23 protein-coding genes and 2 pseudogenes are annotated in these 26,358 nt (G+C 71.6%); 13 read left to right on the top strand and 12 right to left on the bottom strand.

The features are described 5' to 3' along the window. Nucleotides 1–28 precede the first annotated feature (28 nt). From ACFY6S_RS24950 to ACFY6S_RS24965, 4 genes are read left to right on the top strand one after another with little or no spacing between them, the layout of a single operon-like run. The gene (locus tag ACFY6S_RS24950; RefSeq protein WP_388814889.1) at nt 29–433 is read left to right on the top strand and encodes a VOC family protein; all 405 of its coding nucleotides are present in this window, start codon (nt 29–31) and stop codon (nt 431–433) included. A gap of 30 nt (nt 434–463) precedes the next feature. Beyond that, entirely contained in the window at nt 464–919 is a 456-nt protein-coding gene (locus ACFY6S_RS24955) for a MarR family winged helix-turn-helix transcriptional regulator (protein ID WP_388814887.1), read from the top strand. Further along, nucleotides 916–1,815, top strand: a complete 900-nt coding sequence (locus ACFY6S_RS24960) for an ATP-binding cassette domain-containing protein (protein ID WP_388814885.1) — start codon at nt 916–918, stop codon at nt 1,813–1,815. The genes ACFY6S_RS24955 and ACFY6S_RS24960 overlap by 4 nt, the downstream gene beginning before the upstream one ends. After that, nucleotides 1,775–2,659 (top strand): ABC transporter permease, encoded by an 885-nt coding sequence (locus ACFY6S_RS24965; RefSeq protein WP_388814883.1) that lies wholly within the window; start codon nt 1,775–1,777, stop codon nt 2,657–2,659. Before ACFY6S_RS24960 ends, ACFY6S_RS24965 begins: the two co-directional genes overlap by 41 nt. A gap of 79 nt (nt 2,660–2,738) precedes the next feature. On the opposite strand, the pseudogene ACFY6S_RS24970 reads toward ACFY6S_RS24965, so the two are convergent. Beyond that, nucleotides 2,739–3,296: pseudogene (locus tag ACFY6S_RS24970) on the bottom strand (TetR/AcrR family transcriptional regulator); the annotation flags it as partial. Nucleotides 3,297–3,657: 361 nt separating this feature from the next. Between ACFY6S_RS24970 and ACFY6S_RS24975 the strand changes: the two are divergent. The 4 genes from ACFY6S_RS24975 to ACFY6S_RS24990 all read left to right on the top strand — a co-directional run bounded on the left by ACFY6S_RS24975 (nt 3,658) and on the right by ACFY6S_RS24990 (nt 8,063). Then, nucleotides 3,658–4,638: a tetratricopeptide repeat protein gene (locus tag ACFY6S_RS24975; RefSeq protein WP_388814881.1), complete on the top strand. Its 981-nt coding sequence runs from the start codon at nt 3,658–3,660 to the stop codon at nt 4,636–4,638. A gap of 612 nt (nt 4,639–5,250) precedes the next feature. Then, nucleotides 5,251–5,889, top strand: coding sequence for a DUF6230 family protein (locus tag ACFY6S_RS24980; RefSeq protein WP_388814879.1), 639 nt, complete (start codon nt 5,251–5,253; stop codon nt 5,887–5,889). A gap of 181 nt (nt 5,890–6,070) precedes the next feature. Next, nucleotides 6,071–6,616: a DUF6114 domain-containing protein gene (locus ACFY6S_RS24985; RefSeq protein ID WP_388814877.1), complete on the top strand. Its 546-nt coding sequence runs from the start codon at nt 6,071–6,073 to the stop codon at nt 6,614–6,616. Continuing rightward, nucleotides 6,606–8,063, top strand: a complete 1,458-nt coding sequence (locus ACFY6S_RS24990; RefSeq protein ID WP_388814875.1) for a hypothetical protein — start codon at nt 6,606–6,608, stop codon at nt 8,061–8,063. The genes ACFY6S_RS24985 and ACFY6S_RS24990 overlap by 11 nt, the downstream gene beginning before the upstream one ends. A 102-nt stretch (nt 8,064–8,165) precedes the next feature. On the opposite strand, the gene pyk is transcribed toward ACFY6S_RS24990, so the two are convergent. The 3 genes from pyk to pta all read right to left on the bottom strand — a co-directional run bounded on the left by pyk (nt 8,166) and on the right by pta (nt 13,101). Further along, nucleotides 8,166–9,593: a pyruvate kinase gene (gene pyk, locus ACFY6S_RS24995; protein ID WP_388814873.1), complete on the bottom strand. Its 1,428-nt coding sequence runs from the start codon at nt 9,591–9,593 to the stop codon at nt 8,166–8,168. A 74-nt stretch (nt 9,594–9,667) separates the two neighbouring features. After that, entirely contained in the window at nt 9,668–10,921 is a 1,254-nt protein-coding gene (locus tag ACFY6S_RS25000; protein ID WP_388817833.1) for an acetate kinase, read from the bottom strand. 101 nt (nt 10,922–11,022) lie between these two features. Further along, a complete protein-coding gene (pta, locus tag ACFY6S_RS25005) occupies nt 11,023–13,101 on the bottom strand; it encodes a phosphate acetyltransferase (RefSeq protein ID WP_388814871.1) in 2,079 nt (692 codons plus the stop codon). 351 nt (nt 13,102–13,452) lie between these two features. On the opposite strand from pta, the gene ACFY6S_RS25010 reads away from it, so the two are divergent. Further along, nucleotides 13,453–14,478 (top strand): ATP-dependent 6-phosphofructokinase, encoded by a 1,026-nt coding sequence (locus ACFY6S_RS25010; protein WP_388814869.1) that lies wholly within the window; start codon nt 13,453–13,455, stop codon nt 14,476–14,478. 121 nt (nt 14,479–14,599) lie between these two features. On the opposite strand, the gene ACFY6S_RS25015 is transcribed toward ACFY6S_RS25010, so the two are convergent. From ACFY6S_RS25015 to ACFY6S_RS25035, 5 genes and pseudogenes are all read right to left on the bottom strand, one after another. Continuing rightward, nucleotides 14,600–14,893 (bottom strand): YcbK family protein, encoded by a 294-nt coding sequence (locus ACFY6S_RS25015; protein ID WP_389462596.1) that lies wholly within the window; start codon nt 14,891–14,893, stop codon nt 14,600–14,602. 150 nt (nt 14,894–15,043) lie between these two features. Then, nucleotides 15,044–15,433, bottom strand: a pseudogene (locus tag ACFY6S_RS25020) (peptidoglycan-binding protein); the annotation flags it as partial. A 132-nt stretch (nt 15,434–15,565) separates the two neighbouring features. Continuing rightward, nucleotides 15,566–15,871, bottom strand: a complete 306-nt coding sequence (locus ACFY6S_RS25025; RefSeq protein ID WP_388814867.1) for a hypothetical protein — start codon at nt 15,869–15,871, stop codon at nt 15,566–15,568. 250 nt (nt 15,872–16,121) lie between these two features. Continuing rightward, nucleotides 16,122–16,823 (bottom strand): response regulator, encoded by a 702-nt coding sequence (locus tag ACFY6S_RS25030; protein WP_388814865.1) that lies wholly within the window; start codon nt 16,821–16,823, stop codon nt 16,122–16,124. Continuing rightward, nucleotides 16,820–18,430 carry an ATP-binding protein gene (locus tag ACFY6S_RS25035; RefSeq protein WP_388814863.1) on the bottom strand — a complete coding sequence of 537 codons (1,611 nt, stop codon included), beginning with the start codon at nt 18,428–18,430 and terminating at the stop codon, nt 16,820–16,822. The genes ACFY6S_RS25030 and ACFY6S_RS25035 overlap by 4 nt, the downstream gene beginning before the upstream one ends. Before the next feature lie 135 nt (nt 18,431–18,565). On the opposite strand from ACFY6S_RS25035, the gene ACFY6S_RS25040 reads away from it, so the two are divergent. After that, nucleotides 18,566–19,975, top strand: coding sequence for a cation:dicarboxylate symporter family transporter (locus ACFY6S_RS25040; RefSeq protein ID WP_388814861.1), 1,410 nt, complete (start codon nt 18,566–18,568; stop codon nt 19,973–19,975). A 119-nt stretch (nt 19,976–20,094) separates the two neighbouring features. On the opposite strand, the gene ACFY6S_RS25045 is transcribed toward ACFY6S_RS25040, so the two are convergent. Further along, nucleotides 20,095–21,624, bottom strand: coding sequence for an FAD-dependent monooxygenase (locus ACFY6S_RS25045; protein ID WP_388814859.1), 1,530 nt, complete (start codon nt 21,622–21,624; stop codon nt 20,095–20,097). A gap of 53 nt (nt 21,625–21,677) precedes the next feature. On the opposite strand from ACFY6S_RS25045, the gene ACFY6S_RS25050 reads away from it, so the two are divergent. Both ACFY6S_RS25050 and ACFY6S_RS25055 read left to right on the top strand, forming a co-directional pair. After that, nucleotides 21,678–22,325: a TetR/AcrR family transcriptional regulator C-terminal domain-containing protein gene (locus ACFY6S_RS25050; RefSeq protein WP_388814857.1), complete on the top strand. Its 648-nt coding sequence runs from the start codon at nt 21,678–21,680 to the stop codon at nt 22,323–22,325. Nucleotides 22,326–22,636: 311 nt separating this feature from the next. Then, nucleotides 22,637–23,092 carry a cyclic nucleotide-binding domain-containing protein gene (locus tag ACFY6S_RS25055; protein WP_388814855.1) on the top strand — a complete coding sequence of 152 codons (456 nt, stop codon included), beginning with the start codon at nt 22,637–22,639 and terminating at the stop codon, nt 23,090–23,092. Between the two features lie 41 nt (nt 23,093–23,133). On the opposite strand, the gene ACFY6S_RS25060 is transcribed toward ACFY6S_RS25055, so the two are convergent. Beyond that, the gene (locus tag ACFY6S_RS25060; RefSeq protein ID WP_388814853.1) at nt 23,134–24,357 is read right to left on the bottom strand and encodes a cytochrome P450; all 1,224 of its coding nucleotides are present in this window, start codon (nt 24,355–24,357) and stop codon (nt 23,134–23,136) included. A gap of 249 nt (nt 24,358–24,606) precedes the next feature. Here ACFY6S_RS25060 and ACFY6S_RS25065 point away from each other — a divergent pair, with 249 nt between their 5' ends. After that, nucleotides 24,607–25,344, top strand: a complete 738-nt coding sequence (locus ACFY6S_RS25065; RefSeq protein WP_388814851.1) for a Clp protease N-terminal domain-containing protein — start codon at nt 24,607–24,609, stop codon at nt 25,342–25,344. On the opposite strand, the gene ACFY6S_RS25070 is transcribed toward ACFY6S_RS25065, so the two are convergent. Then, nucleotides 25,322–26,293: a trypsin-like serine peptidase gene (locus tag ACFY6S_RS25070; protein ID WP_388814849.1), complete on the bottom strand. Its 972-nt coding sequence runs from the start codon at nt 26,291–26,293 to the stop codon at nt 25,322–25,324. The genes ACFY6S_RS25065 and ACFY6S_RS25070 overlap by 23 nt on opposite strands. Nucleotides 26,294–26,358: the final 65 nt, after the last annotated feature.

The following is a 26,358-nucleotide window of genomic DNA, read 5'->3' on the forward strand; positions in this document are numbered from 1 at the left end:
ACCGACCGACCGACTGGAGAGATCCCCCATGGACTTCGTCTCGATCCGCGTCATCACCGACGATGTCGACCGCCTCGTCGACTTCTACGAGCGCGCCACCGGCCTGCGGGCCGACCGCGTCACCGAGGACTTCGCCGAACTGCGCACCGCCTCGGGCACCCTCGCCATCGCCAGTACCCGTACGGTCCCGCTGTTCGCGCCCGGGTCCTCCCTTCCGGGCGCCAACCAGAGCGTCATCCTGGAGTTCCTGGTCGAGGACGTGGACAGCGTCCACCGGAACCTCGGCGGCTTCGTCGTGGACTTCGTCAACGAGCCCACCACCATGCCCTGGGGCAACCGTTCGCTCCTGTTCCGCGACCCCGACGGCAATCTCGTCAACTTCTTCACCCCCGTCACCCCGGCCGCCATCGAGAAGTTCGCCTCCCCTCGCTGAAACCTCTCATTGAGAGATAAAATCGGGCGTATGGCCACAGATGAGTTTCCCGACTCACTGGCCGCCGCGCTGGCGGGCGTCCAGCGCACCATCCGGCGGCGGCTGCGCGGCACCCTGGCCACCCCGCCGCTGCGGGGCGCGCAGGTCGAGCTGTTGCGGCTGGTCGCGGCCCGCCCCGGAATACGGGTGTCGGACGCCGCCAAGGAGCTGTACCTCGCGGGGAACTCCGTCTCCACCCTGGCCCATCAGCTCAGCCGGGCCGGCTATCTGCGCCGCGAGAGCGATCCGGACGACCGGCGCTCCACCCTGCTCCTGCCGACGCAGGCCGCCGCGTCCCGGCTGAGCGACTGGGAGGCGCGCCGTTCCGCTCTCGTACGGGAGCGGGTGGCGAGGCTGACCGACGAGGACAGGGCGGCTCTCGCGGCGGCCCTGCCCGCGCTGCGTCGGCTCGCCCGGAACCTGCGCGAGGAAGGGGAGGGGCCATGACCCGGGCACCGGCCGGCACCGGCGGTGCGGCTGATCCGGGAGGGGGCGCCGACGCGGACGCCGACGCGGTCAGGTGCGGCGGACTGACGTACGCCTTCGGAGACACCAAGGCGGTCGACGGCCTCGACCTGACGGTGGTCCCCGGCGAGGTCTTCGGCCTCCTCGGCCCCAACGGCGCGGGCAAGACCACCGCCATCCGCTGCGTCACCACACTGCTGCCCGTTCCGGCCGGCATGGTGCGGGTCTTCGGACACGACGCGGCCAGGGAGAAGATGGCCGTCCGCCGCCTGCTCGGCTACGTACCGCAGCAGCTGTCCGCCGACGCCGCGCTGACCGGCCGCGAGAACGTCACGCTGTTCGCCCGCGTCTTCGACGTACCGCGCCGCGAGCGCGCCGAGCGCGTCGCCCAGGCGCTGGCGGCCGTCGATCTGACCGACGCCGCCGACCGGATGGCCAACACGTACTCCGGCGGCATGATCCGGCGGCTCGAACTCGCGCAGGCGCTCGTCAGCGCCCCCCGGCTGCTGATGCTGGACGAGCCGACCATCGGCCTGGACCCGATCGCCCGGACGAGCGTGTGGGAGCACATCAACTCCGTACGGGAGGCCACCGGTATGACCGTCCTGGTCACCACCCACTACATGGACGAGGCCGACCAGTACTGCGACCGGGTCGGCCTGATGCACCGGGGCCGCGTCCACGCCCTCGGCACCCCCGGCGAGTTGCGGACCGAGCTGGGGGCGCGCCGCGTGGCCGCCGGGACCGCCGGGGACAAGGACCCGCCGCCGACCCTGGAGGACGTCTTCCGGGACGTGGCGGGCAGCGGCCTCGACGAGGAGGGAGGCGGCTTCCGCGATGTCAGGAGCACCCGCACGACGGCCTCCCGGGTCGGCTGAGGCGGGCGGCGCCACGAACGCCCGGTTCGCCGGATCCGGCCGGCCGAACCTGCTGCTCGTACCGCCGAAAGCCCGCACGGGCTGGCGGGTGCTGCCCGCGCGGGTCGTGGCGATGTGCGTGGTGGAGCTCCAGAAGCTGCGCCACGACCGGACCGAGCTGTACACGAGGGCCGTGCAGCCCGCGCTGTGGCTGCTGATCTTCGGTGAGACCTTCACCAGGATCAAGGCCATCCCGACCGGCGGCATCCCGTACATCGACTTTCTCGCGCCCGGCATCATCGCCCAGTCCGCGATGTTCATCGCGATCTTCTACGGCATCATGATCATCTGGGAGCGTGACGCCGGGATTCTGACCAAACTGCTGGTCACCCCGACCCCCAGGGCCGCCCTGATCAGCGGCAAGGCGTTCGCCTCCGGGGTCAAGGCGCTGATCCAGGCGGTGGTGGTGATCGTCATCGCGGCGGCCCTCGGGGTGGGGCTGACCTGGAACCCGCTGCGGCTGCTCGGCGTGGCCGTCGCGGTGATCCTCGGCTCGGCCTTCTTCTCCTGCCTGTCGATGACGATCGCGGGCATCGTGCTCACCCGCGACCGGCTGATGGGCATCGGACAGGCCATCACCATGCCGCTGTTCTTCGCCTCGAACGCGCTCTATCCCGTGGCGATCATGCCCGGCTGGCTCCAGGTCGTCAGCAAGATCAATCCGCTGAGCTATCAGGTCGACGCGCTGCGCGGGCTGCTTCTCGGCACCCCGTCGCATCTCTTGCTGGACTTCGGCGTCCTGCTGGTGGCGGCTCTGCTGGGGATCGCCGCGGCGTCGTCCCTGCTGGGACGGCTGGCGCGATGACGCCGTCCCCCGCGCGGCTGCCGGCCCCGGGGGCGGGCGGCGCGGTACCGGGCGGCGGCGTGGGGCCGGTCGGTGCGGGCGGGGCCGAAGCGGCGGCCAGCCCGCCCAGCAGCAGCGCCGTGAACGCGCGGGCCCACTCCTCGTCCACCGGCTCCGCGCTGACCAGCGCGCGATGCACCACCGCGCCGGCGATCACGTCGAAGACCAGATCCGCGGTACGGTCCGCGCTCGCCGCGTCCCGCTCGCGGGGCAGTTCACCGCGCTCCTGCGCCCGCTCCCGGCCCAGCAGCACCAGCTGTCGCTGCCGCGCCACGATCGAGTCGCGGATCCGGCGGCGCAGCGCGCGGTCCCGGGTGGACTCCGCGACCACCGCCATGAGCGAGGTCCTGGCCTCCGGCCGTTCCAGCAGCGCGCCGAACTGGAGCACCACGCCCGTCACGTCGGCGGACAGGCTGCCGCTGTCGGGCAGTCGCAACTCGTCGAAGAGGACCGCGACCGCGTCCACCACCAGCTCGCTCTTGCCCGGCCACCGCCGGTAGAGCGTCGTCTTGGCGACGCCCGCCCGCGCCGCCACGTCGCCCAACGTCAGCTTGGACCAGCCGAGTTCGCCGAGCGCGGCGCGGGTCGCCTCCAGGATCGCCGAGTCGGCCTCGGCGCTGCGGGGGCGGCCGCCGCGTGACCCGGGGCGCTCGTCGTGGGGACGGCCGGCGGGGGAGGACGCGTCGCGGGAAGGTCCGCCGCCGGAAGGGCCGTGGTGGGAAGGGCCGTCGGGGGGACGGCTTTCGCCGGTGGGGGAGCCGCCGTCGCGGGAACGGCCGTCGCTGCGCATGCCCGGACCATACCGGTCGGTACGCCCGGTGGGCCCCGGGCGCGGGGAGGGCGCTCTGTACAGCCGACGGACGCGACGGTTACGCTACGACGCGTAGCGAAAGCGGCGTACGACCGGGGGCGCGCCCACCGCTTTTCTCCAGGACGCGCGGAGGGGGGAGGATGTACTCATGCAGCCTAGGAACATGTCCATGAGCGGCGTCGTCGACCTCGCCGCGGTGAAGGCGGCCGGCGAGGCCAAGGTGAAGGCCGAGCAGGCCAGGGCCGAGGCGGCCCGTCAGGGCGGCACCGCCGCCGTGCCCCCGTCCCGTCTGGTGATCGACGTCGACGAGGCGGGCTTCGAGCGCGAAGTCCTCCAGCTCTCCACCGAGGTCCCGGTCGTCATCGACTTCTGGGCCGAGTGGTGCGAGCCGTGCAAGCAGCTGAGCCCCGTACTGGAGCGGCTGGCCCGCGAGTACGCCGGCCGGTTCGTGCTCGCCAAGATCGATGTCGACGCCAATCAGATGCTGATGCAGCAGTTCGGTATCCAGGGCATCCCCGCCGTCTTCGCGGTGGTGGCCGGCCAGGCGCTGCCCCTCTTCCAGGGCGCGGCGCCGGAGACCCAGATCCGGCAGACCCTCGACCAGCTGATCCAGGTCGGCGAGGAGCGCTTCGGACTCACCGGCATCGCGGTCGACGCTGCGGCCGACGAGGGCGCTGACGCCGCGGTCGAGGAGGCTCCCGTACCGGCCGGTCCGTACGACGCCCTGCTGGCCGCGGCCGTGGAGGCGCTGGACGCCAACGACTTCGCGGGCGCCTCCGCCGCGTACGGCGAGGTCCTGTCCCAGGACCCCGGCAACACGGAGGCCAAGCTCGGCCTCGCCCAGGCCGAACTGCTCGCGCGGGTGCAGGGACTCGACCCGGCGGCGGTGCGGAAGGAGGCGGCGGAGCGGCCGGCCGACCTCGCCGCGCAGTTCGCCGCCGCCGACCTCGATCTGGTCGGCGGTCATGTGGACGACGCCTTCGGGCGGCTGGTCGATGTCGTGCGCCGGACGTTCGGCGACGACCGGGAGGCCGCGCGGGTGCGGCTGCTGGAGCTGTTCGAGGTCATCGGTGGTGACGACCCCCGGGTGACGGGCGCGCGTTCGGCGCTCGCCAGGGTGCTCTTCTGAAAATCAGTTGACGTGCTGGCCGGTGCCGGTGCGGCCGACTCCGTTGCGTCCGCGCGGATTTGGCGACTGGACGACAACAGTGGCCGCGCTTTACCAAATCTTGATAAACGCGGCCACTGTTACTGGCAGTAAATCAACCACCTTGCCCTGTCCCGCTATGGGGGGCAATCGCCGCATGTGCCGTCCCGGTATGAGGCACCCTGTGTGTCCGATTGGCGCCGCCGGGTCGTTTATCGGTTATCTGGGCGTTACTAGCCAGTAACGAACCCCCTTGTGTCACGGGCGTGAATGCACGACGATCGGCCACGCTCGGTCCAATTCCGTACCGGCGCGGCAGCCGGCCGTGCCCAGCGGAGTCGGGTCCCCACCGGGCGGTCCGGTGGCGCTGCCGCCGGTCCGGACAGGGGGGTTCCTGCCACAACGGGCAGGGCCTGTCCAGAGGTTGCGCGAACGCGTGGCCAGTGGTTGTCGCTCGGGGGTGATCGCCGGTGCTTCGGACGCGGTTAGCGCCTCCGGGACGGGCGCTCTCCTTCCCGAGGACGTAGCACTTCTCCCATCCCAGGACGGGCTTCCACCCGATCCGGAGATGTACGTCCGAGAAGGAGGACATTCATGGAGTCCCAGATTCGTGGCGGGACCAGATGGAAGCGGTTCGCCGTCGTCATGGTGCCAAGTGTGGCCGCGACGGCGGCGGTAGGTGTGGCTCTCGCGCAGGGGGCACTGGCGGCGTCGTTCAGTGTGTCGGGCCAGAGTTTCAAGGTGAGCGCGGACAAGCTGGTCGGCCACGATTTCGTCCAGTACGGGGGTGTCGCCGAGGGGACCGACCTCGACGGCAAGAAGTCGTACCACCCCGTGGCCGTGTCCGGTTTCAAGACCGCCGAGATCACGTCCATGTGCCAGTCCGTCGTCACTCCGGTGCCACTGCTCGGCACAAGCGTGACGCTGGTGCTCAACGCCGGTGACAAGGGCAAGGACATCACGGCGGAGAACCTCTACCTCGATGTCGAGTCCCTTGAGGCCGACGCGGTGTTCGAGAAGATGGACATCGGTATCGCGGCCGGCCAGAACAAGTCCCCGGGAATTCAGAAGGGGACGACGGCCAACCCGAACGGCTTCGGGCAGCAGGCCGAGACGGCCACGCTGACGAAGGTGAAGCAGACGGCGTGGGCCACCACGGCGGGCACCTTCCGGCTGCCGGACCTGAATCTCAGGCTCAAGGTCGGTGACCCCAAGAAGTACGAGTGCTACTAGGGTCCCATCCGGCCCTGGTGCCGGGAGGGGTACCGGCCCTCGCCCGGCGGCCGGCGAGTCCGGCCGCCGGGGGCCTTGGTGCTTCCGGTGGGCGGGCCGGGCGGTTCCAGGACCGTTCGGCCCATCCGGCCCCGCCATCTGATCGCAAGACCGCATACCGCTTTCCAGGGAGCTGTTTTCCATGAGCGCCGAGTCCACAGGTTCCCGCGGATTCACCTACTGGCGGCTGAGGTTCCGTGCCTGGCGTGGCACCCGGCCATTCTGGGCCGGACTGCTCACTCTCCTCAGCGGACTGCCGATCGCCTATTTCCCCTACGCGCAGCTGCACTTCGGCAATCTCACGCTGGCCATGTCCACCACGGCCGGTGCGGGTTCGCTGATCATCGGCGTCCTGCTGGTGACCCTGGGGCTGACGATGTGGTTCCAGAGCGTGGTCCGGGTCTTCGCCGGAGTCGCCGCGATCCTGCTGGCGCTCGTGTCGATCCCGGTCTCCAACATCGGCGGCTTTCTGATGGGTTTCCTGCTCGCCCTGATCGGTGGCGCGCTCTCCATCTCCTGGGCGCCGGGACAGCCGGCCGGGCCCGCCGCCGAGCACGACACCCCCCACACGAAGCCGGAGCCCGACAGCGCCGGTGCCTCCCACCTCCCCGGTCCGCGAGACGGGGAGGACCTGAACGTGACCGATGAGACTGCCCACGCCAACGGCGGGAGGAACAGTGCGGGGTGACGACGCGCGGCGTATCGCGGCCGGAGGCGATGGGGACGGGGTGAGGAAGGGGCCACGCCACGCGGCCCCCAGGAAGTCGCTCCTGACGAAGTTTCAGATCCCCGCTGGCAAGGCGATGGCCCTGGCCGCGATGCCGACGGCCGTCTTCGTGGGCATAGGGCTCACACCCAGGCTCGCCCTGGCCGACGGCAAGGACATACCCTTCGCGCCCGGTCCGTGCGTCACGCGCTCGGACGAGCCGGACGCCTCCGAGTCGCCTTCGCCGTCCTCGTCGCCTTCGCCGTCCTCCTCCGCCTCGGAGTCCGGGAGTCCGGACGGGGCGTCGCCGTCGGGCTCGGATTCGGGCTCGGACTCGGACTCCAAGGAGGGGTCTCCGTCCGGGAGTTCGGAGGCCGACGCGGGCACGGACGACGGTACGGGTACGGAGGACGGCCGGCGGACGGTGGGGGACCGGGAGCCCGCGACCTCGACGTCCCCGGACCCGACGGCGTCCCCCACCCCCACGCCGACCCCGACGCCGACCCCGACGAAGTCGGCCGACCCGCTGGACCCGCTGGGCCTGGGCGACGTCCTGGGCGGGCTCCTCGGCGGCGGCAAGGGCGCGACGGAGGAGCCGGGACCGAGCCCCTCCGCCACGGCCACCGGGAGGCCGGAGCCGGAAGACTCCGCTCCCTCCGGGGGCCCGTCCACCGTGCCCTCCGGCGGGCCGACTCCCCCGAAGCCGGACACCGGCGGCGACGGCGGGAAGGACGACGGCGGGAAGGACGACGGGGGCGACGGCGGGAAGCACGACGGGGGGAAGGGCGACGGTGCCACCGACGAGCCCGGCGACCCCGTCAAGGACGCGATCAAGGAAGCCGCCGAGCGGGCCGGCCTCACGGTCGAGGAGCTGGACGAGGCCGCCCAGGGCCTCGACGCCCACCCGGACGACGCCATTCCGGCGGGCGCGGACGGCAAGGAGCCCTTCCCCTGCCCGACCGCCGACCCCGAGGCGCTGGCCGCAGCGCAGCGCGAGCCGGGAATCCCGCTGCTGCCCGACGACCCGTGGCGGCTCAACAGCTCGCTGCTGACCCTGAACGGCCTCGACTACAAAGGCATCGTCGAGGTCGAGACCGGCGGCGGCGAGGTCAAGAAGGCGCTCAAGTTCACCGCCTCCTCGCTGGACATCAAGGACCTGCACCAGACAGTCGTCTACCCCGCGGGCAGGACGGCGCACGTCAAGGCCCGTACCGGTTCCACCTCCACGATCCGCGACGGCGAGGTGACCATGTACACGGAGGAGCTGAAGGGCAACCTCTTCGGCCTCATCCCGGTCACCTTCAGCCCGGGGACCCCGCCCCCGCTGAACATCCCCTTCGCGTTCTTCACCGACGCGCAGGTGGTCCAGGCCGGCCAGTTCGGCGGCACGCTCACCATCCCCGGTCTCCAGAACTACCTCACGGAGTGACGCCGGCCCCACCGACCCCCGGGAGCCGCGGGGAAAAAGCTGTGGCCCGCACCGATCAGTTCGGTGCGGGCCACAGCCGTGACTGCCGGGGCGAGGGAGGCGTCAGCCCTTGTCGCCGCCCAGGTGGTGCACGCGGACCATGTTCGTCGTGCCGGGGACGCCGGGAGGGGAGCCCGCCGTGATGATCATGGCGTCGCCCTCGTTGTAGCGCTGGAGCTTCAGCAACTCCTCGTCGACCAGGTCGACCATCTCGTCCGTACTGCTCACCCAGCGCACGATGAAGGACTCCACGCCCCAGCTCAGCGCGAGCTGGTTACGGGTCGACTCGTCCGTGGTGAAGGCCAGGATGGGCTGTTCCGTGCGGTAGCGGGAGAGCCGGCGGGCCGTGTCGCCGGACTGGGTGAAGGCGACCAGCGCCTTGCCGCCCAGGAAGTCCGCGATCTCGCAGGCCGCGCGGGCGACCGAACCGCCCTGCGTGCGCGGCTTCTTGCCGGGGACCAGCGGCTGGAGGCCCTTGGAGAGCAGCTCCTCCTCCGCGGCGACCACGATCTTCGACATCGTCTTGACGGTCTCGATCGGGTACGCGCCGACCGAGGACTCCGCGGAGAGCATGACCGCGTCCGCGCCGTCCAGGATCGCGTTCGCGACGTCGGACGCCTCGGCGCGGGTCGGCCGGGAGTTGGTGATCATCGACTCCATCATCTGGGTCGCCACGATCACCGGCTTGGCGTTGCGGCGGCACAGCTCGATGAGCCGCTTCTGCACCATCGGGACCTTTTCGAGCGGATACTCGACGGCCAGGTCACCGCGGGCCACCATGACGCTGTCGAAGGCCGCGACGACGGCCTCCATGTTGGCCACCGCCTGCGGCTTCTCGACCTTGGCGATGATGGGGACCCGGCGGCCCTCCTCGTCCATGATCTTGTGGACGTCGAGCACGTCGCTCGCGTCGCGCACGAACGAGAGCGCGACCATGTCGCAGCCCATCCGCAGCCCGAAGCGCAGGTCCTCGATGTCCTTCTCCGACAGGGCGGGGACGTTGACGGCCGCGCCGGGCAGGTTGATGCCCTTGTGGTCGGAGATCACACCGCCCTCGATGACGATGGACTTGACCTGCGGGCCCTCGACCGAGACGACCCGCAGCTCCACGTTGCCGTCGTTGATCAGGATCTGGTCGCCCTTGGAGACATCGCCGGGCAGGCCCTTGTACGTGGTGCCGCAGATCGACTTGTCGCCGGCGACGTCCTCGGTGGTGATGGTGAACTCGTCACCGCGCACCAGCTCGACGGGGCCCTCGGCGAAGGTCTCCAGGCGGATCTTGGGGCCCTGGAGGTCCACGAGCACGCCCACGGCGCGGCCGGTGTCGGCCGCCGCCCTGCGGACGCGGTGGTACCGCTCCTCGTGCTCCGGGTGGCTTCCGTGGCTCATGTTGAGGCGGGCCACATTCATACCGGCCTCGATGAGCGACTTCAGCTGCTCGTACGAGTCAACGGCTGGGCCCAGTGTGCAGACGATTTTGGAACGGCGCATGAGGCGGATCCTATCGGTTTGTTTCGTCGCGGAATATTCCGTCTGGTGGAAAGTACAAATGGGCGGGGGCCCGCTCAGGCGATAGCTGTTCGACCTTCGTTCACCAGCGCGAAAGTCTGCTGCGCGATCTCCAGCTCCTCGTCGGTCGGGACAACGGCCACCGTCACCCGGGCGCCCTGCGGCGAGACGACCCGCGGCTTGTCGGAACGTACGGCATTGAGTCCGGCGTCCACCGCCAGGCCGAGGTTCTCCAGGCCCGCCACCGCAGCTTCCCGTACCGGGGCCGCGTTTTCCCCCACACCCGCCGTGAACGCCACCGCGTCCACCCGGCCGAGCACCGCGCTGTAGGCGCCGATGTACTTCTTCAGCCGGTGGACGTAGATGTCGAAGGCGAGCCGCGCCCGCTCGTCCCCCTCGTCCACCCGGCGGCGGATCTCCCGCATGTCGTTGTCCCCGCAGAGGCCGACCAGACCGCTCCTCTTGTTCAGAAGTTCATCGATCTCGTCCACGGACATGCCCGCCACCCGCTTGAGGTGGAAGGTGACCGCCGGATCGATGTCCCCCGAGCGCGTGCCCATCACCAGCCCCTCCAGCGGGGTCAGCCCCATCGAGGTGTCCACGCAGCGCCCGCCCGCGATCGCCGACGCCGAGGCGCCGTTGCCCAGGTGCAGCACGATGACGTTCACCTCGGAGGGGTCCTTGCCGAGCAGCTCGGCCGTCTTCCGCGAGACGTAGGCGTGCGAGGTGCCGTGGAAGCCGTAGCGGCGGATGCGGTGCGCGTCGGCCGTCGCCACGTCGATCGCGTACCGGGCGGCGTGCTCCGGCATCGTCGTGTGGAAGGCGGTGTCGAAGACCGCGACCTGCGGCAGGTCCGGGCGCAGCCGCTGGGCGGTGCGGATGCCGGTGAGGTTCGCCGGGTTGTGCAGCGGCGCCACCGGTACGAGCCGCTCGATCTCGGCCAGCACCGCGTCGTCGACGAGGGCCGGCGCGGAGAACTTCAGCCCGCCGTGGACGACCCGGTGGCCGATGGCCGCCAGTTCCGGGGAGTCGAGGCCGAGCCCGTCGCGCGCCAGCTCGGCCGAGACCGCTTCCAGCGCCGCCGTGTGGTCGGCGATCGGGCCGGTGCGCTCCCGCTTCCCGCCCCCGTCCCCGCCGTCGCCCTCGGCGCCGCCGGGGCGGGGGGTGTGCACCAGGCGGGAGGTGTTCTCGCCGATCCGCTCCACCAGCCCGACCGCGAGCCGCGAGCTGTCCCGCATGTCCAGCAGCTGGTACTTCAGCGACGAGGAACCGGAGTTGAGCACGAGGACGTGGGTGCCATGCGAAGTCACGGGAGGGGAGCTTTCTGTCGTCGTGGAGCCGGTGGTGGTGGGGATGGCTGTGCCGGCGGCGGTGGCGGTGGCTGTGCCGGCGGCGGTGGCGGTGGGGGATGTCACGCGGTTCCGTCCTGCTGCGCCTGGATCGCCGTGATGGCGACCGTGGTGACGATGTCCTGCACCAGGGCCCCGCGCGACAGGTCGTTGACCGGCTTGCGCAGCCCCTGGAGCACCGGGCCCACGGCCACGGCTCCGGCGGATCGCTGCACGGCCTTGTAGGTGTTGTTGCCGGTGTTCAGGTCCGGGAAGATCAGCACCGTGGCCCGGCCGGCGACCTCGGATTCGGGGAGCTTGGTCGCGGCGACGGACGGGTCGACCGCCGCGTCGTACTGGACCGGCCCCTCGATCAGCAGATCGGGCCTGGCGTCGCGCACCAGCCCGGTCGCCTCGCGCACCTTGTCGACGTCCGCGCCGGAGCCCGAGGTGCCCGTGGAGTACGAGAGCATCGCGATGCGCGGCTCGACGCCGAAGCGGGCGGCGGTGGCGGCGGACTGCACGGCGATGTCGGCGAGCTGTTCCGCGTTCGGGTCCGGGTTGACCGCGCAGTCCCCGTACACCAGCACCTTCTCGGCGAGGCACATGAAGAAGACCGAGGAGACGATCGACGCCTCCGGCTTCGTCTTGATGATCTCGAAGGCGGGGCGGATGGTCGCCGCCGTCGAGTGGACCGAGCCCGACACCATGCCGTCGGCCAGCCCGCCCTGCACCATCAGCGTGCCAAAGTAGTTCGCGTCCGCCACCACGTCGTACGCCAGCTCCACGGTCACGCCCTTGTGGGCGCGCAGCTGCGCGTAGCTCTCGGCGAAGCCCTGGCGCAGCTCGGAGGTGGCCGGGTCGATCAGCTGCGTCGCGGTCAGGTCGATACCGAGGTCGGCGGCCTTCTTGCGGATGACGTCGACATCGCCGAGCAGCGTCAGATCGCACACGTCACGGCGCAGCAGTACGTCGGTGGCGCGCAGCACGCGCTCCTCGGCGCCCTCGGGCAGCACCACCCGGCGGCGGTGGGCGCGGGCCTGCTCCAGCAGCTCGTGCTCGAACATCATCGGGGTGACCCGTCCGCTGCGCGCCACCGACAGCCGCGCCAGCAGTCCCGCGGTGTCCACGTGGCGCTCGAAGAGGCCGAGCGCGGTCTCCGCCTTGCGTGGCGTGGCCGCGTTCAACTTCCCTTCCATGCCGAAGAGTTCGGTGGCGGTGGGGAAGGACCTGCCGGGCACGGAGACGACCGGTGTGCCGGGCGCCAGCCGGGCGGCCAGCGTCAGCACGGAGTCGTCGGGCCGCTCGTCCAGGGTGAGCAGGACGCCCGCGATCGGCGGTGTGCCGGCCGAGTGCGCGGCCAGCGCGCCGACCACCAGATCGGCGCGGTCGCCGGGGGTGACCACCATGCAGCCGGGCGTCAGCGCGCTCAGGAAGTTCGGCAGCATCGCGCCGCCGAAGACGAAGTCCAGCGCGTCCCTGGCCAGCCCCGAGTCGTCCCCGAGCAGCACCGTGCCGCCCAGTGTCTGGGTGATCTGCGCGACGGTGGGGGCGGCCAGCGCGGGCTCGTCGGGCAGGACGTAGCAGGGCGTCGGGAGCTGGGCGGTGAGCTGCCCGGCTATCGCGGCCCGGTCCTCGGCGGCGACCCTGTTGACGACCATGGCCAGGACATCGCAGCCCAGCACCTCGTAGGCGCGGTGGGCGTTGCGCGCCTCGGCCCGTACCGACTCGGCGGTCTGGCCCTTGCCGCCCACCACGGGTATCACCGAGGCGCCGAACTCGTTGGCCAGCCGGGCGTTCAGCGACAGCTCGTCCGGGAGCTGGGTGTCGGCGTAGTCCGTGCCGAGGACGAGCACCACCTCGTACTCCCGCGCCACCCGGTGGAAGCGCTCCACCAGCCGCGAGACCAGCTCGTCGGTGCCCTGCTCGGCCTGGATCGCGGCGGCCTCGTGGTAGTCGAGCCCGTACACCGCCGACGGGTCCTGCGACAGCCGGTAGCGTGCCCGCAGCAGGTCGAAGAGGCGGTCGGGGCCGTCGTGCACCAGCGGGCGGAAGACCCCCACCCGGTCCACCTGGCGGGTCAGGAGCTCCATGACTCCCAGCTCCACGACCTGACGGCCGTCCCCTCGGTCGATCCCCGTCACGTACACGCTGCGCGTCACGCCGTACTCTCCCGTCCCTGCTCGTGGGACATCCCCGAGCCGGGCCACCGAGGGGTCGTCCCCGAGGCCCGTGGGATGTCCCGGCTGCTGTGAACAACGATTCCCCTGAGCGATGCCCGTTCGGGTCCCGTGGGCGAAGCCCGTTCGGGCGGTAATACCTCTTGACAATACCTCTGCGGCTGGTTTAGGCGCCCGGCGGAGCGGTGGCGGGGTGCGGGGCGAGTGGGCCCGGTCAGCGGGGGAAGGAACCGTGGGAGGATCGGACCCGGCGCATGACCGGGGGCAGTGGGCCCGCCCTTCCCCGGGGAAGCACCCCAGTGGCGAGTACGAGCGAGCAGGAGACACAGCACGATGCGTATCGGAGTTCTCACCGCAGGCGGCGACTGTCCTGGCCTGAACGCAGTGATCCGCTCGGTCGTACACCGCGCCATGACCGGGCACGGAGACGAAGTCGTCGGTTTCGAGGACGGCTTCAAGGGCCTCCTCGACGGCCACTTCCGCCCGCTCGACCTCGACGCGGTCAGCGGCATCCTCGCGCGCGGCGGCACCATCCTCGGCTCGGCCCGGCTGGAGCGCGGGCGGCTGCGCGAAGCGGCCGAGAACTGCGCCGAGTTGGCCCAGCGCTACGGGATCGACGCGCTGATCCCGATCGGCGGCGAGGGCACGCTGACGGCGGCACGGCTGCTTTCGGACGCGGGAATGCCCGTGGTGGGGGTGCCGAAGACCATTGACAACGATATCTACTCCACCGACCGCACGTTCGGTTTCGATACGGCGGTCACCGTCGCCACCGAGGCCATCGACCGGCTGAAGACCACCGCCGAGTCCCACCAGCGGGTGATGGTGGTCGAGGTCATGGGCCGGCACGCGGGCTGGATCGCGCTGGAGTCCGGCATGGCCGGCGGCGCGCACGGGATCTGTCTGCCCGAGCGGCCCTTCGAGGTCGACAGCCTGGTCAAGATGGTCGAGGCCCGGTTCTCCCGGGGCAAGAAGTTCGCCGTCATCTGCGTGGCCGAGGGCGCGCACCCGGCGCAGGGCTCCATGGAGTACGGCAAGGGCGAGATCGATCAGTTCGGGCACGAGCGCTTCCGGGGCATCGGCAACGTCCTCGCCGCCGAGCTGGAGCGGCGCCTCGGCAAGGAGGCCAGGCCGGTCATTCTCGGCCACGTCCAGCGCGGCGGTACCCCGACCGCGTACGACCGGGTGCTGGCCACCCGCTTCGGCTGGCACGCGGTCGAGGCGGCGCACCGGGGCGAGTTCGGGCGGATGACGGCGCTGCGCGGGACGCGTATCGAGATGGTGCCGCTGGCGGAGGCGGTCACGCAGCTGAAGACGGTGCCGGAGGAGCGCATGTTCGAGGCGGAGTCGGTCTTCTAGGAGCCCATTCCTTCAGTAGGGCCCATCCTTTCCTTTGGTAGGGCCCATCCGCCGCACGGCTGTCCGGGCCGGGGAACGGGCCCTGTCCGGGGCCGGACAGCCGCGACGGGGGCGGCGCGGCTCAGACCGTGCCGCTCTCCCACCACCAGGAGCCCGACCCGTACGACGGGTACTGCACCCGGCTGTCGACGTGCTGCCAGGAGTGGGTGTACGCCTCCAGGCCGGAGAATCCGCAGGTCTCGGCGATCCGGTACGTCTGGAGCGTGCTGTGGCCGGAGACCACGATGTCCCCGGCGACACCGTAGACGTGCATGCTGTTGGACGCGCCGCCCGACGCGGCGTTGTGCGCGATGCTGCGGAAGCCGGAGTTGACGGTGACGGAGCTGCCGCCCGCCTTCTTGCGCAGCGCCTCCAGCTTGTACATGAGGCGGCGGACATTCTCCTTGACCTCCGCCGCGCCGACCTTGCCGCTGTTGAACCCGGCTCCGTCCTTGGAGTGGAACTCCGTCCAGTTGAAGTGCGCCGTCGAACCGTCCGACGCCTCCAGGGCGTTGAGCGCGGCGTGGGTCTGCGGACCGGCGACGCCGTCGGCCGGCAGGCCGTACGCCGCTTGGAACCGTTTGACCGCGCCCTCCGTGGCCGGGCCGAACGAGCCGTCCCAGGCGATGAGGACGCGCTGGGCGCTCGGGGCCGCCCAGCCGCCCACGCGGATCTGCAACTCGGCCACGTCGGCGCCGCTCGCGCCCTGCTGGAGGGTGCGGCTCCATCCGTAGGCCGAGGCGGGCCCGGCGGCGGCCAGGTCGACGACGGACGCCACACCGGCCGCGGCGGCCAGCCCGGTCACGCTCCGGAGCAGTGTGCGGCGGTCCATGCCGCGTCCCGGATTCCCTGCTGTGTTCACGCTTCCTCCTCGAATGACGCCCCACGGTCGTACCGGACCAATTGATGCGTCCATGACAGCGCGGACTCTATGCGCATAGAGCCGGGCGGGGAAGGGCCCGGAGGTGACATGTGGAGGACGCGACGGAACGGGGAGCGCGGGACGGGCGGCGCGTGAAGCGCAGGGCGGACGGTGCCGGCCGCCGGGCTACGCCGTGCGGCTGCGCACCGCGACGCGTGTGCGCTCAAGGAGGTGCCGTGCGGCCGGGGTCGAGCGGTAGGGAGCGAGCAGGGCCGGGATTCCCATGACGTGTCCGTCGATCCGTCCGGAATGGACCGCCGGACAACAGTCCAGCACCTTGCCCCAGGTGGCGCAGGCCGCCGCCACTGTGGCGTACGCCGAGGTGACCGAGCTGAACCCACCGAAGGTGCCGATCCGGCTCTCCGCTTTGTCCGCCGCGCGTTCCGCCTCGCGGAGGCTGGTCGGCGCCACGGAGAACAGCCCCGCGGGCACGGCCGCACACTCCACCCGGTCTCACGGATCAGGCGTGCGAACCGGGCGGTTGCGGAGCCGCGTCATCGCGGCTGCCCCATCGGGTGCGTGACAGCGCATCCCTTTCAGGTGCCGCGCGAGGTCGGCTCTCCGGCCGGGCGGTCGCGGCACCGGGCTCCGGAGCGACGGCAGCGAAGACCCCGGTGCGTCTACGTCGTAACCGTCCCGGAGTCGCCGTTCCGCCGGAGGGCTCGGCGCGCGCGGGCGCGTTTCAGCGGGAGGCCGGCACCCACCGGTACTGCAGCTCCGGCCGTCCCACGTGCCCGTACTGCGGGCTGCGCGCCGCTCTGCCGTTGGTGACCAGGTGCTCCAGATAGCGGCGCGCGGTGATCCGGGAGATCCCCACCTCCACGCCCGCCTCGGCGGCGGTCAGCCCGTCGGCGGAGGCGCGCAGGGTGCGGGTCACCGCCTCCAGCGTCGGCGCGCTCAGACCTTTGGGCAACGACGACGGCTGCGGCGCCCGCAGCGCGCCCAGCGCCCGGTCCACCTCCTCCTGGCCGCTCGCCTCCCCGGCCGCCGCGCGGAACTCCGCGTAGCGGGTGAGCCGGTCGCGCAGGGTGGCGAAGGTGAAGGGCTTCAGCACGTACTGGACGACGCCGAGCGACACCCCCTCCCGTACGACCGTGAGATCGCGTGCCGAGGTCACGGCGATGACGTCCGCCTGGTGCCCGGCGGCCCGCAGGCTGCGCAGCAACTGGAGCCCGTGGCCGTCCGGGAGGTACAGGTCGAGCAGGATCAGGTCCGTCTCCGTACGCTCCAGCAGCCTGGCGGCCGCGACCCGCGAGTGCGCGACGCCCACCGTCGTGAAGCCGGGCACCCGCCCCACGTACAGCTGGTGCGCGTCGGCCGCGACGGGGTCGTCCTCGACCACCAGGACCCGGATGTCGGGACCCGTGGGCCCTGCCGCGCTCATGAGGACACCTCGGCGCCCGCGAGCCGCGCGCCCAGTGGCAGCCGTACGACGAACTCCGCTCCACCCGGCGGCTCCTGAGTTCGCGTCAGCTCCACCGTGCCGTGCGCCCTGTGGACGGCCTGCCGGACGAGGGCCAGCCCGAGCCCCCGGCCGGGGCCCCGCGTCGACCAGCCGCGCCTGAAGACCTCGTCCCGGTCGCCGGGGTCGACCCCGGCCCCGGTGTCCCGCACGCCGAGCAGCAGCTCCCCGTTCTCCACCAGCGCCGTCACGGTGACCCGCGCGCCCTCGCCGCCCTGCGCCGCGTCCACGGCGTTGTCGATCAGATTGCCGAGGATGGTCACCAGGTCGCGGGCGGGCAGCGTCGCGGGCAGCACCCCGTCGTCGATCCGGCTGTCCTCGGCGAGCACCAGCTCCACCCCCCGCTCGTTGGCCTGCGCCGCCTTGCCCAGCAGCAGCGCCGCGAGCACCGGCTCGCCGACCGCCCCGACCACCCGATCCGTCAGCGCCTGCGCCAGCTCCAGTTCGGCCGTCGCGAACTCCACCGCCTGCTCCACCCGGCCCAGCTCGATCAGGGAGACCACGGTGTGCAACCGGTTGGCGGCCTCGTGCGCCTGCGAGCGCAGTGCCTGGGTGAAGCCGCGCTCCGAGTCCAACTCGCCGGAAAGCGCCTGGAGTTCGGTGTGATCGCGCAGGGTGACGACCGTACCGCGCTGCTCACCGCCGACCACCGGCCGGGTGTTGACCACCACGATCCGGTCGTCGGTCATATGGACCTCGTCCACCCGGGGTTCGGCGGCGAGGAGCGCCCCGGTGAGCGGGGCCGGCAGCCCGAGTCCGGAGACCGGGCGGCCCACGGCCGACTCGTCGAGGCCCAGCAGCTCCCGGCCGCCGTCGTTCATCAGGGCGATCCTGCGTCCGCCGTCGAGCATCAGCAGCCCCTCCCGCACGGCGTGCAGTGTGGCCTGGTGGTAGTCGTGCATCCGGCTCAGCTCGGCCGCGTTCATCCCGTGGGTGTGACGGCGCAGCCGCGCGTTGATCACGTACGTGCCGAGGCCGCCGAGGACCAGTGCCGCGCCCGCCGCCACGGCCAGCACCTTGACCTGCTGGGTCACTTCGGAGGAGATCCGGTCCACCGTGATGCCCACGCTGACCAGCCCGGTGATCCGGTCGCCGTCCTTGACGGGGGTGACCGCCCGGACCGAGGGGCCCAGCGTGCCGGTGTACGTCTCGGTGAAGGTTCCGCCCTTCAGCGCCGGTTCCGTACGCCCGAGGAACGGCATCCCGATCTGCGTGGGATCGGGATGCGTCCAGCGGATGCCCCGCGGATTCATGATCGTGATGAAGTCGATCCCGGTGTCCAGCCGCACCCGCTCCGCGTACGGCTGGAGCGCGGCGCTCGGGTCGGACGTACGGATGGCCTCCCGCACCGAGGGCGAGTCGGCCAGCGCGTGCGCGGTGGCCAGAACCTGCTTGCGCGCGGTCTCGTCGGTGTGGGCCCGCCCGGTGACGTACGCGAACAGCGCGCACCCCGCGACGACGGCGGCGACCAGCACGACCTGCATGGCGAACAGCTGGGCGGCGAGGGAGCGGGGGCGGGGCAGGCGCATGAAACAAGAATGCCTGGCCTGATTCATATGAACGAAATGAACGTAAGGGTGACCGGCGTCACAGTGTGATGGATAGTCCTCGGGACCCCTCGGGACAGGGACGGGGGATTTGCAGGGACGAGTCAAGGAGGACCCGTGGCCGCAAGGCGGGACCGTACCCACTATCTGTACATCGCGGTGATCGCAGCCGTCGCGCTCGGCATTCTGGTGGGCTTCGCGGCTCCTGGCGTGGCCGTGGAACTGAAGCCGCTCGGGACCGGCTTCGTGAATCTCATCAAGATGATGATCTCGCCGGTCATCTTCTGCACCATCGTGCTGGGTGTCGGTTCGGTCAGGAAGGCCGCGAAGGTCGGTGCCGTCGGCGGGCTCGCCCTCGTCTACTTCATGGCGATGTCGACCGTGGCCCTGGCCGTCGGCCTCCTCGTCGGCAACATCCTCCAGCCCGGCGCCGGACTGCACATCACCGAGGCCACCAAGGGCGCGGGCGCGGCCCAGGCGGAGGGCGCGAGCGAGTCCACCGCCGACTTCCTGCTCTCGATCATCCCCAAGACGATGGTGTCGGCCTTCACCGAGGGATCGGTCCTCCAGACCCTGCTGATCGCGCTGCTCGCCGGCTTCGCCATCCAGGCGATGGGCAAGACGGGCGAGCCCATCATCCGGGGCATCGGCCACATCCAGCGGCTCGTCTTCCGCATCCTCGCCATGATCATGTGGGCGGCGCCGGTCGGTGCGTTCGGCGCCATCGCGGCCGTCGTCGGCGAGACGGGGCTCGACGCCCTGAAGTCCCTCGCGATGATCATGATCGGCTTCTACGTCACCTGCGCCCTCTTCGTCTTCCTGGTCCTGGGCGCGCTGCTGCGGCTGGTGGCGGGCGTCAACATCTTCTCGCTGCTGAAGTACCTGGGCCGCGAGTTCCTGCTGATCCTGTCCACCTCGTCCTCCGAGTCGGCGCTGCCGCGCCTGATCGCGAAGATGGAGCACCTGGGCGTCAGCAAGCCCGTCGTCGGCATCACCGTGCCGACCGGCTACTCCTTCAACCTGGACGGCACGGCCATCTACCTCACGATGGCCTCCCTGTTCATCGCCGAGTCCATGGGCGATCCGCTCGCGATCGGCGAACAGATCTCCCTGCTCCTGTTCATGATCGTCGCCTCGAAGGGCGCGGCGGGCGTCACCGGCGCCGGCCTCGCGACCCTCGCGGGCGGTCTCCAGTCGCACCGGCCCGAACTGGTCGACGGCGTGGGCCTGATCGTCGGCATCGACCGCTTCATGAGCGAGGCGCGTGCCATGACGAACTTCGCGGGCAACGCGGTCGCGACGGTCCTCATCGGTACGTGGACCAAGGAGATCGACAAGGGCCGGGTCGACCAGGTCCTGGCCGGACAGTTCCCGTTCGACGAGAAGACGCTGGTGGACGAGCACGGGGGCGCGTCCGAAGAGCCCGGGGCGGGCGAGCCGGCCCGCGCCGCCGAGGCCGTTCCCGCGGCGGCCCCCGCGGCGAGCACGGACAAGGCCGGCGCCGACAGGACCCAGGCCGGGGTCTGACACACCCCAACCCCCCACCCCCGGCCCTGCCAAGGTGCCGCGACCGGCGACACCCGCCGCGAGCGGCACCCAAGACCGGCCCGCACGGAGACGCCTTCCGTGCGGGCCGGTCCGCTGTTTCAGGGGTGCGTCACGGCTTCGCGGCCGATGGTGCCCACTCCTGTGGACACGGCCCCGCTCACCGCCGCTCGCGCAGCCGTGATCAGCGCCTCGTCGTCCGGCTCCGCGCTCGCCCACGCCACATGCCCGTCGGGCCGTACGAGCGCGGCGCGCACCCCGGACCAGGCGGCGCGCGTGCCGGCCAGCGGCGCGCTGTGGACCGCGACCCCGGGGGCGAGATCCGTCAGCCGGTCACCGGCCCCGCCGGTGAGGTCCAGCAGGACATGGCGCCCCTCGCGCAGCAGCGCGAACAACCCGCTCCCCGAGCCCTCGAACGCGAGGTCGGGCGCGCGCCGCCCGGTCAGCGGATGCGCGTCGGCCGCGCCGGGGCCCGTCGCCGGGTAGGCGACATCGAGCGCGGAGAGCCGCCCGGCCAGCTCGGCGGAGAACGCGGGTACGGTCGTGATCAGCCGGCTCAGCAACGCCCGCAGTGCCTGCCCCTCCGTCGTGTACGTGGTCATGAGCGCCGTCTGCGCCCGGGTGCTCTCCAGCAGCGCGGCGCCGACGGGGTGGCGCTCGGCGTGGTAGCTGTCCAGCAGACCGGCGGGCGCGTCGCCCCGGACGGTCGCCGCCAGCTTCCAGCCGAGGTTGGTGGCGTCCTGGAGGCCGACGTTGAGCCCCACGCCGCCGGTCGGGAAGTGCATGTGGGCGGCGTCCCCGGCCAGCAGGACCCGCCCCTCCCGGTAGCGGGTGGCCTGCCGGGTGGCGTTGCCGAAACGGGAGAGCCAGACCGGGTCGCGCATCCCGAAGTCGTCCCCGGTGATCCGTACCGTCTTCGCCCGCAGCTCCTCCAGGGTCAGCTCGCCACCCCGCTCCGGCCGTACGTCCTCGGGCGTACTGCCCACCAGCCGGTGCAGGCCGCCCGGCAGCCGTACGGCCATCACCGAGCCCGCCGCGTTCGACACGCTGATGCCGGGACCCGACGGCGGGCGCTCCAGGACGACGTCGCCGAGCCAGCCCCACGCCGTCGCGTCCGTGCCGGGGAACTCGATTCCGGCCGCCGTGCGCACGGTGCTCCGCGTGCCGTCGCAGCCGACGACATAGGCGGCCTCCAGCGTGTACGCGCCGCCGTCCGGCCCCTGCACCGCCACCGTCACCGAGTCCGCGTGCGGGGCGAGCCCGGTCACGTGGTGCTCGCGCAGGATCCGGGCACCGGCCGCGACCGCGTGTTCCTCCAGCAGCTCCTCGGTACGGGCCTGGGGCAGCGCCAGGGTGAAGGGGAACGGGGTGTCCAGCACCCCGAAGTCCATCCGGTCGTCCAGCCCGCCGAAGTGGCCGCTGGGGATGCGCGCGCCTTCCGCCAGGAACGGGCCGGCCGCCCCGCGCAGGGCGAGGATCTCGATGGTCCTCGGGTGGATCGTGAGCGCCTTCGAGTGCGGATCGGGCCGATGCCGGCTCTCCAGCACGGTGACCTCCACCCCGCCGAGCCGCAGCTCGGCGGCGAGCCACAGCCCGACCGGTCCGCCACCCGCGATGACGACCTGTTCCATGATTCCTCCTTGGTCAGTGACCAATGAATGTTGGTCCCCAGTAGACTGGGTCAGTGACCAAAAGGCAACCCGGAACCGGGTCGGGCGACACTCCCCGGACCCCCCTCGACCCCGCAGCCGTGGCCCGCGCCGCGCTGGCGCTGCTCGACGACAAGGGCGCGGACGCCGTGTCCGTCCGAGGCGTCGCGGACCGGCTCGGGGTGCGCATGAACACCGTTCTGTGGCACGTCAAGACCAAGGCGGGCCTGCTGGAGCTGATGGCGGACGCGATCGTCGCCGGGGCCCGCGCCGAGGACCTGCCCGAGCCCTGGGAGGAGCGCGTGCGGGAGCTGGCGGGCCGCTACCGCCGCGCGCTGCTCGCGCACCGCGACGGCGCCGCGATCGTGGCGGGTACGTACGCTCCGGAGCCCGCCACGCTCGGTCTCGCCGAGGCCCTGGTCGGGGGGCTGCTCGACGCGGGGCTGCCGGAGCGCGAGGCGGCCTGGACCTGCTGGACGATCGTCTACTTCGTGTTGGGGCTCGCCCAGGAGGAGCAGGCGCTCCCCGGGGTGGACGGGCCTCGGTTCACCAGGGCGCTCGACGCCGGGCGCTACCCGTCGCTGAGCCGGGTCGGGACCCACCTGAAGGACCCGTCGTTCGACGAGCGCTTCGCGTACGGGCTCTCCCTGATCCTGGACTCGGTGGCCGCCAGGGTGCGGTGAAGGGGTGCGGTGAAGGGGTGCGGTGGCGCCGGGGCGGTGGCGCGGGCGCGTGGCGAGGGCGCGCGTGGCGGGCGGCGTGACGGCGTGACGGCGTGACGGCGGGGCGGCTGCGCGGAGGGGTGGCCGGGCGCGGGCCCGTGCCGTGGCCGGGCGTGTCGGCCGGGGTGAAGGGCGGCCTCCGGCCGGGAAGTTGCGGACGGGGGTGAAAAGTGCCGCTGGGGATACGATCGTATATATAGCCGTTGTGCCCCACGGTCACACCGCGTTCCTCCTGGGTCACTCCACGGTTACTCGGCAAGGAGGTTCTCGCCATGACGTCCACGATGCGCTTGCTGACAGGGCTTCCGGCCGGCCGCGGCGACATGCTGATGAGACTGTCGCACGATGTCCACTTTCCGCAGGATGCCAGGATCTTCGAAGAGGGCAGCCAGGCCGACACGTTCTGGATCATCCACACGGGAACGGTCGCCCTCGATCTGTATGTCCCCGGCAGGCGCCGGGTCACCGTCGACACGCTCGGCGTCGGCGACCTGCTCGGCTGGTCCTGGGTCTTCCCTCCGCACCAGTGGCACTTCGGCGCGGAGGCTTTCAGTCCGGTACGGGCCCACGAGTTCGACGCCGCCGCCGTGCGCGCCCTCTGCGAGGACGACCCGGTCCTCGGCTACGCCCTGACCCGCACGGTCGCCCGGATCCTCGGCCGCCGCCTCGAAGTGGCCCGTACGAAACTCCTCGACCACTACATGGTCCACGGCGGCGCCGGGCTGTGAGCGGCGCCGCCGCGGGCGGATGAGGGCCTACCAGGACACGCCTACCAGGACACCGGGAGTTCGTGCGGGAAGCGGCGGATGGTGGTGGTGTCCCAGCGCACCTCCTCGGGGGGCACCGCGAGACGCAGTCCGGGGAAGCGGCTCAGCAGCAGGCCGATGGCGGTCTCCAGCTCCGCCATGGCGAGCGGGACGGCGATACAGCGGTGGCCGCCCCAGCCGAAGGTCATATGAGGGGTGGGCGGACGGTCCAGGTCGATGACGTCGGGTTCGGGGAAGCGCTCCGGGTCGCGGTTGGCCGTCAGGTACGAGACGTGCACGAAGTCGCCCGCGCGGACGGGGACGCCGGCGATCTCGGCGTCCTCGGTGGCGACGCGCGGGATGCCGACGCCGTTGCGGAACGGGATGTAGCGCAGCAGTTCGTCCAGCGACCGGGTGAGTTCCTCGGGTCGGCTTCTCAGCCGGTCGGTCAACTCGGGCCGGGTGAGCAGCAGATAGGAGATGTCGCTGATCTGACAGGTCGCCGTGTCATGGCCGCTGAGCATGAGCGTCTCCGCCATGACGGCCAGTTCCTCGTCGTCCAGCATGTCGTCGCCGTCCTTGGCGGCGGCCAGGAGGCTGATCAGGTCGTCCCCCGGTGAGCGGCGCCGCTGGGCCGTCAACTCGCGGAAGTAGCCGATGATTTCGGCCTTGGCCTCCGCCGCCGTCCGGCGGCTGTCCGGCGCCATGGACAGCATCCGCAGCGCGGAGCGCTGGAGCCAGGGCCGGTCGGCCGGTGCGATGCCCAGCAGTTCGCAGATCGTCTCCTGGGGGAGCCGGTCCGACAGGTGGTGCACCAGATCGGCGGGCGGGCCGTGCTCGGCCATCTCGTCGAAGAGGCGGTCGGCGATGGCCGCGATGGCGGGCCGCATCCGGTCCACGTGCTGCTTGGTGAACGCCTGCGAGGTCAGCCGGCGCAGCCTGCTGATCCGGGGCGGGTCGATCACGTTGATCGATTCCGGGGAGAAGATCGGCTCCGGGGTCATCCGGGGGAAGTCCCGCCCCACGACTGCCGCCCGGCTGAACCTGCGGTCGGTCGTCACCTGCCGCACCGCCTCGAATCCGGTGGCCAGCCAAGCGTCCGCGTCGCCGTGCGAGAGCCGGATCCGGGTGACGGGCCCCCGGGCCATCAGGTCCGCGAGCGCGGGGTCGAAGTCCAGTGCTTCGTTGAAGTCGAACGGGCAGATGGGCGGCGTGGGGCCGGTCTCGGTCTCGGTCGTCTCGGTCATCGCGTACTCCAGGACGGGCGCGGTGGGGCGCGGTCGGGCGCGGACGGGCGCGGTGGGGCATGGGGCGTGCGGCAGGGCGTTGGCGTTCGGGCGCTGGACGTGGGGGCCGGGTGGAGACGGTGGGTGAGGGAAACGTACCTCTCCGCGTTCACCTATATGCATGAAGCGCGGCAAACGGGTACGAGTCGAAGGCGTGTTCGTCGACAACCCAGGGTTGACGATTAACGCCCGTCAACCTATGGTTGACGCATGACCAATCCACTCCAGGATCCTCATGCCGTCCGTCTCGACGACCTGATCGAAGCCATCAAGAAGGTCCACCCCGACGCCTTGGAGCAGCTCTCCGGCGCCGTCATCGCCGCCGACCACCTCGGCGAGGTCGCCGACCATCTGATCGGCCACTTCGTCGACCAGGCGCGCCGCTCGGGCGCCTCCTGGACGGAGATCGGCAGAAGCATGGGCGTCACCAAGCAGGCGGCCCAGAAGCGGTTCGTCCCCAAGGACTCGGGCGGCGTGGTGGACCTCGACGCGAGCCAGGGGTTCAGCCGCTTCACCGACCGCGCCCGCAACGTGGTCGTGGCCTCGCAGATCGAGGCCCGCGCCGCGGGCAACGCGGAGATCCGCCCGGAGCATCTGGTGCTCGGCCTGCTGAGCGAACCGAACGGGCTGGGCGCGCGGGCGGTCGCCGACCAGGGCGTCACCCCGGAGGCCCTCCGGGAGGCCGTCACCGCGACGCTCCCGGCGTCCGTCGAGACCGTGCCGGAACTCATCCCGTACGACCAGCGCGGCAAGAAGGTCCTGGAACTCACCTTCCGGGAGGCCCTGCGCCTGGGCCACAACTACATCGGCACCGAGCACATCCTGCTGGCCCTGCTGGAGCTGGAGGACGGTACGGGCGTGCTCGCGGACCTCGGTGTCGACAAGACCACCACCGAGGCCCATGTGACGGCGGCTCTCGCGGCCGTCATCGCGCACCGGACGGCGTAGCCGGAGAGCCGCCGGTGGCCCGGTCGTACAGCGCCCGGGCGTCCTCGCCGAGGTAGGGGCTGTACGAGACGTCGTCCGTGTCGCCGCCGGTCTTCCAGCCGCCGATGACCCCGACGACTCCCCAGCCGGAGTCGCTCCTGACGAGGAAGGGGCCGCCGGAGGAACCGCCCGAGTACGCGTCGCACTCGATCCGCAGGAAGCTGCCGGGGATGCCGGGGGACGGACTGTCGAACCGCTCGGTCCTGTCGGTGCATTCGAGCGGGTGCGACTGGTCGGCGGGGTAGCCGACGAGGCGGACGGGGTCGTGCTCGTAGCCCGCGTCGAACAGCGGGTCGGCGCCGCCGACGGCGTCCTGCACGTTCTTTCCGTCGCGCGGTGCGAGCTGGATGAAGTTGAAGTCGAGACCGGCGGCGGCGTCGCGCCCCCGGGTCAGGTACCGCTGGTCGATGAAGACGCCGCCCGGCTTGACCGCGTAGGAGCCGTAGGGCTTCTTCCCGTCGTCGTACTGGGGGACGAAGGCGAGGTTCGGCCGGGCGGTCTTCCCGTCGAAACAGTGGCCGGCGCTCATGACGAGATTCCTGCCGGGGCTGTTGACCACGGTGCCGCCGCAGAAGTGCCCGGCGCCCTTCGCGTCGCTCCAGAAGAACGTTCCGACCAGGGGCAACCCGGCCGAGGGCTTGCTCGGAGCGGTGGCGACTGCGGCGGCAGCGGCGCGTCCCGCGCGGCTCGCCGGTTCGGCCCGGACGGCTTGCGCGGCCCGCATGCGGTCGGCGGTCCAGTACGTATCCGTATCCGTATTCGCGGCCGTATCCGCGTCCGTATCCGCGTCTGTGGCGGAGCCGGCGGCCGGTGCGGGCGGCGGGGGAGGAGCGGCATGAGCCGGGGTGAGCGGCGGCAGCAGGAAGAGAGCGCCGCTCAGGAGGAGGGCCGGCCTTCCGACATGTCGCATCGTTGCTTCTCCAGGGTCGAGAGGGCCATGCCTCACCCTCTGTGTCCACTGTGGCTCCACTGTGG

It is taken from the genome of Streptomyces sp. NPDC012835 (genome assembly GCF_042900885.1).
GTDB lineage: Bacteria > Actinomycetota > Actinomycetes > Streptomycetales > Streptomycetaceae > Streptomyces.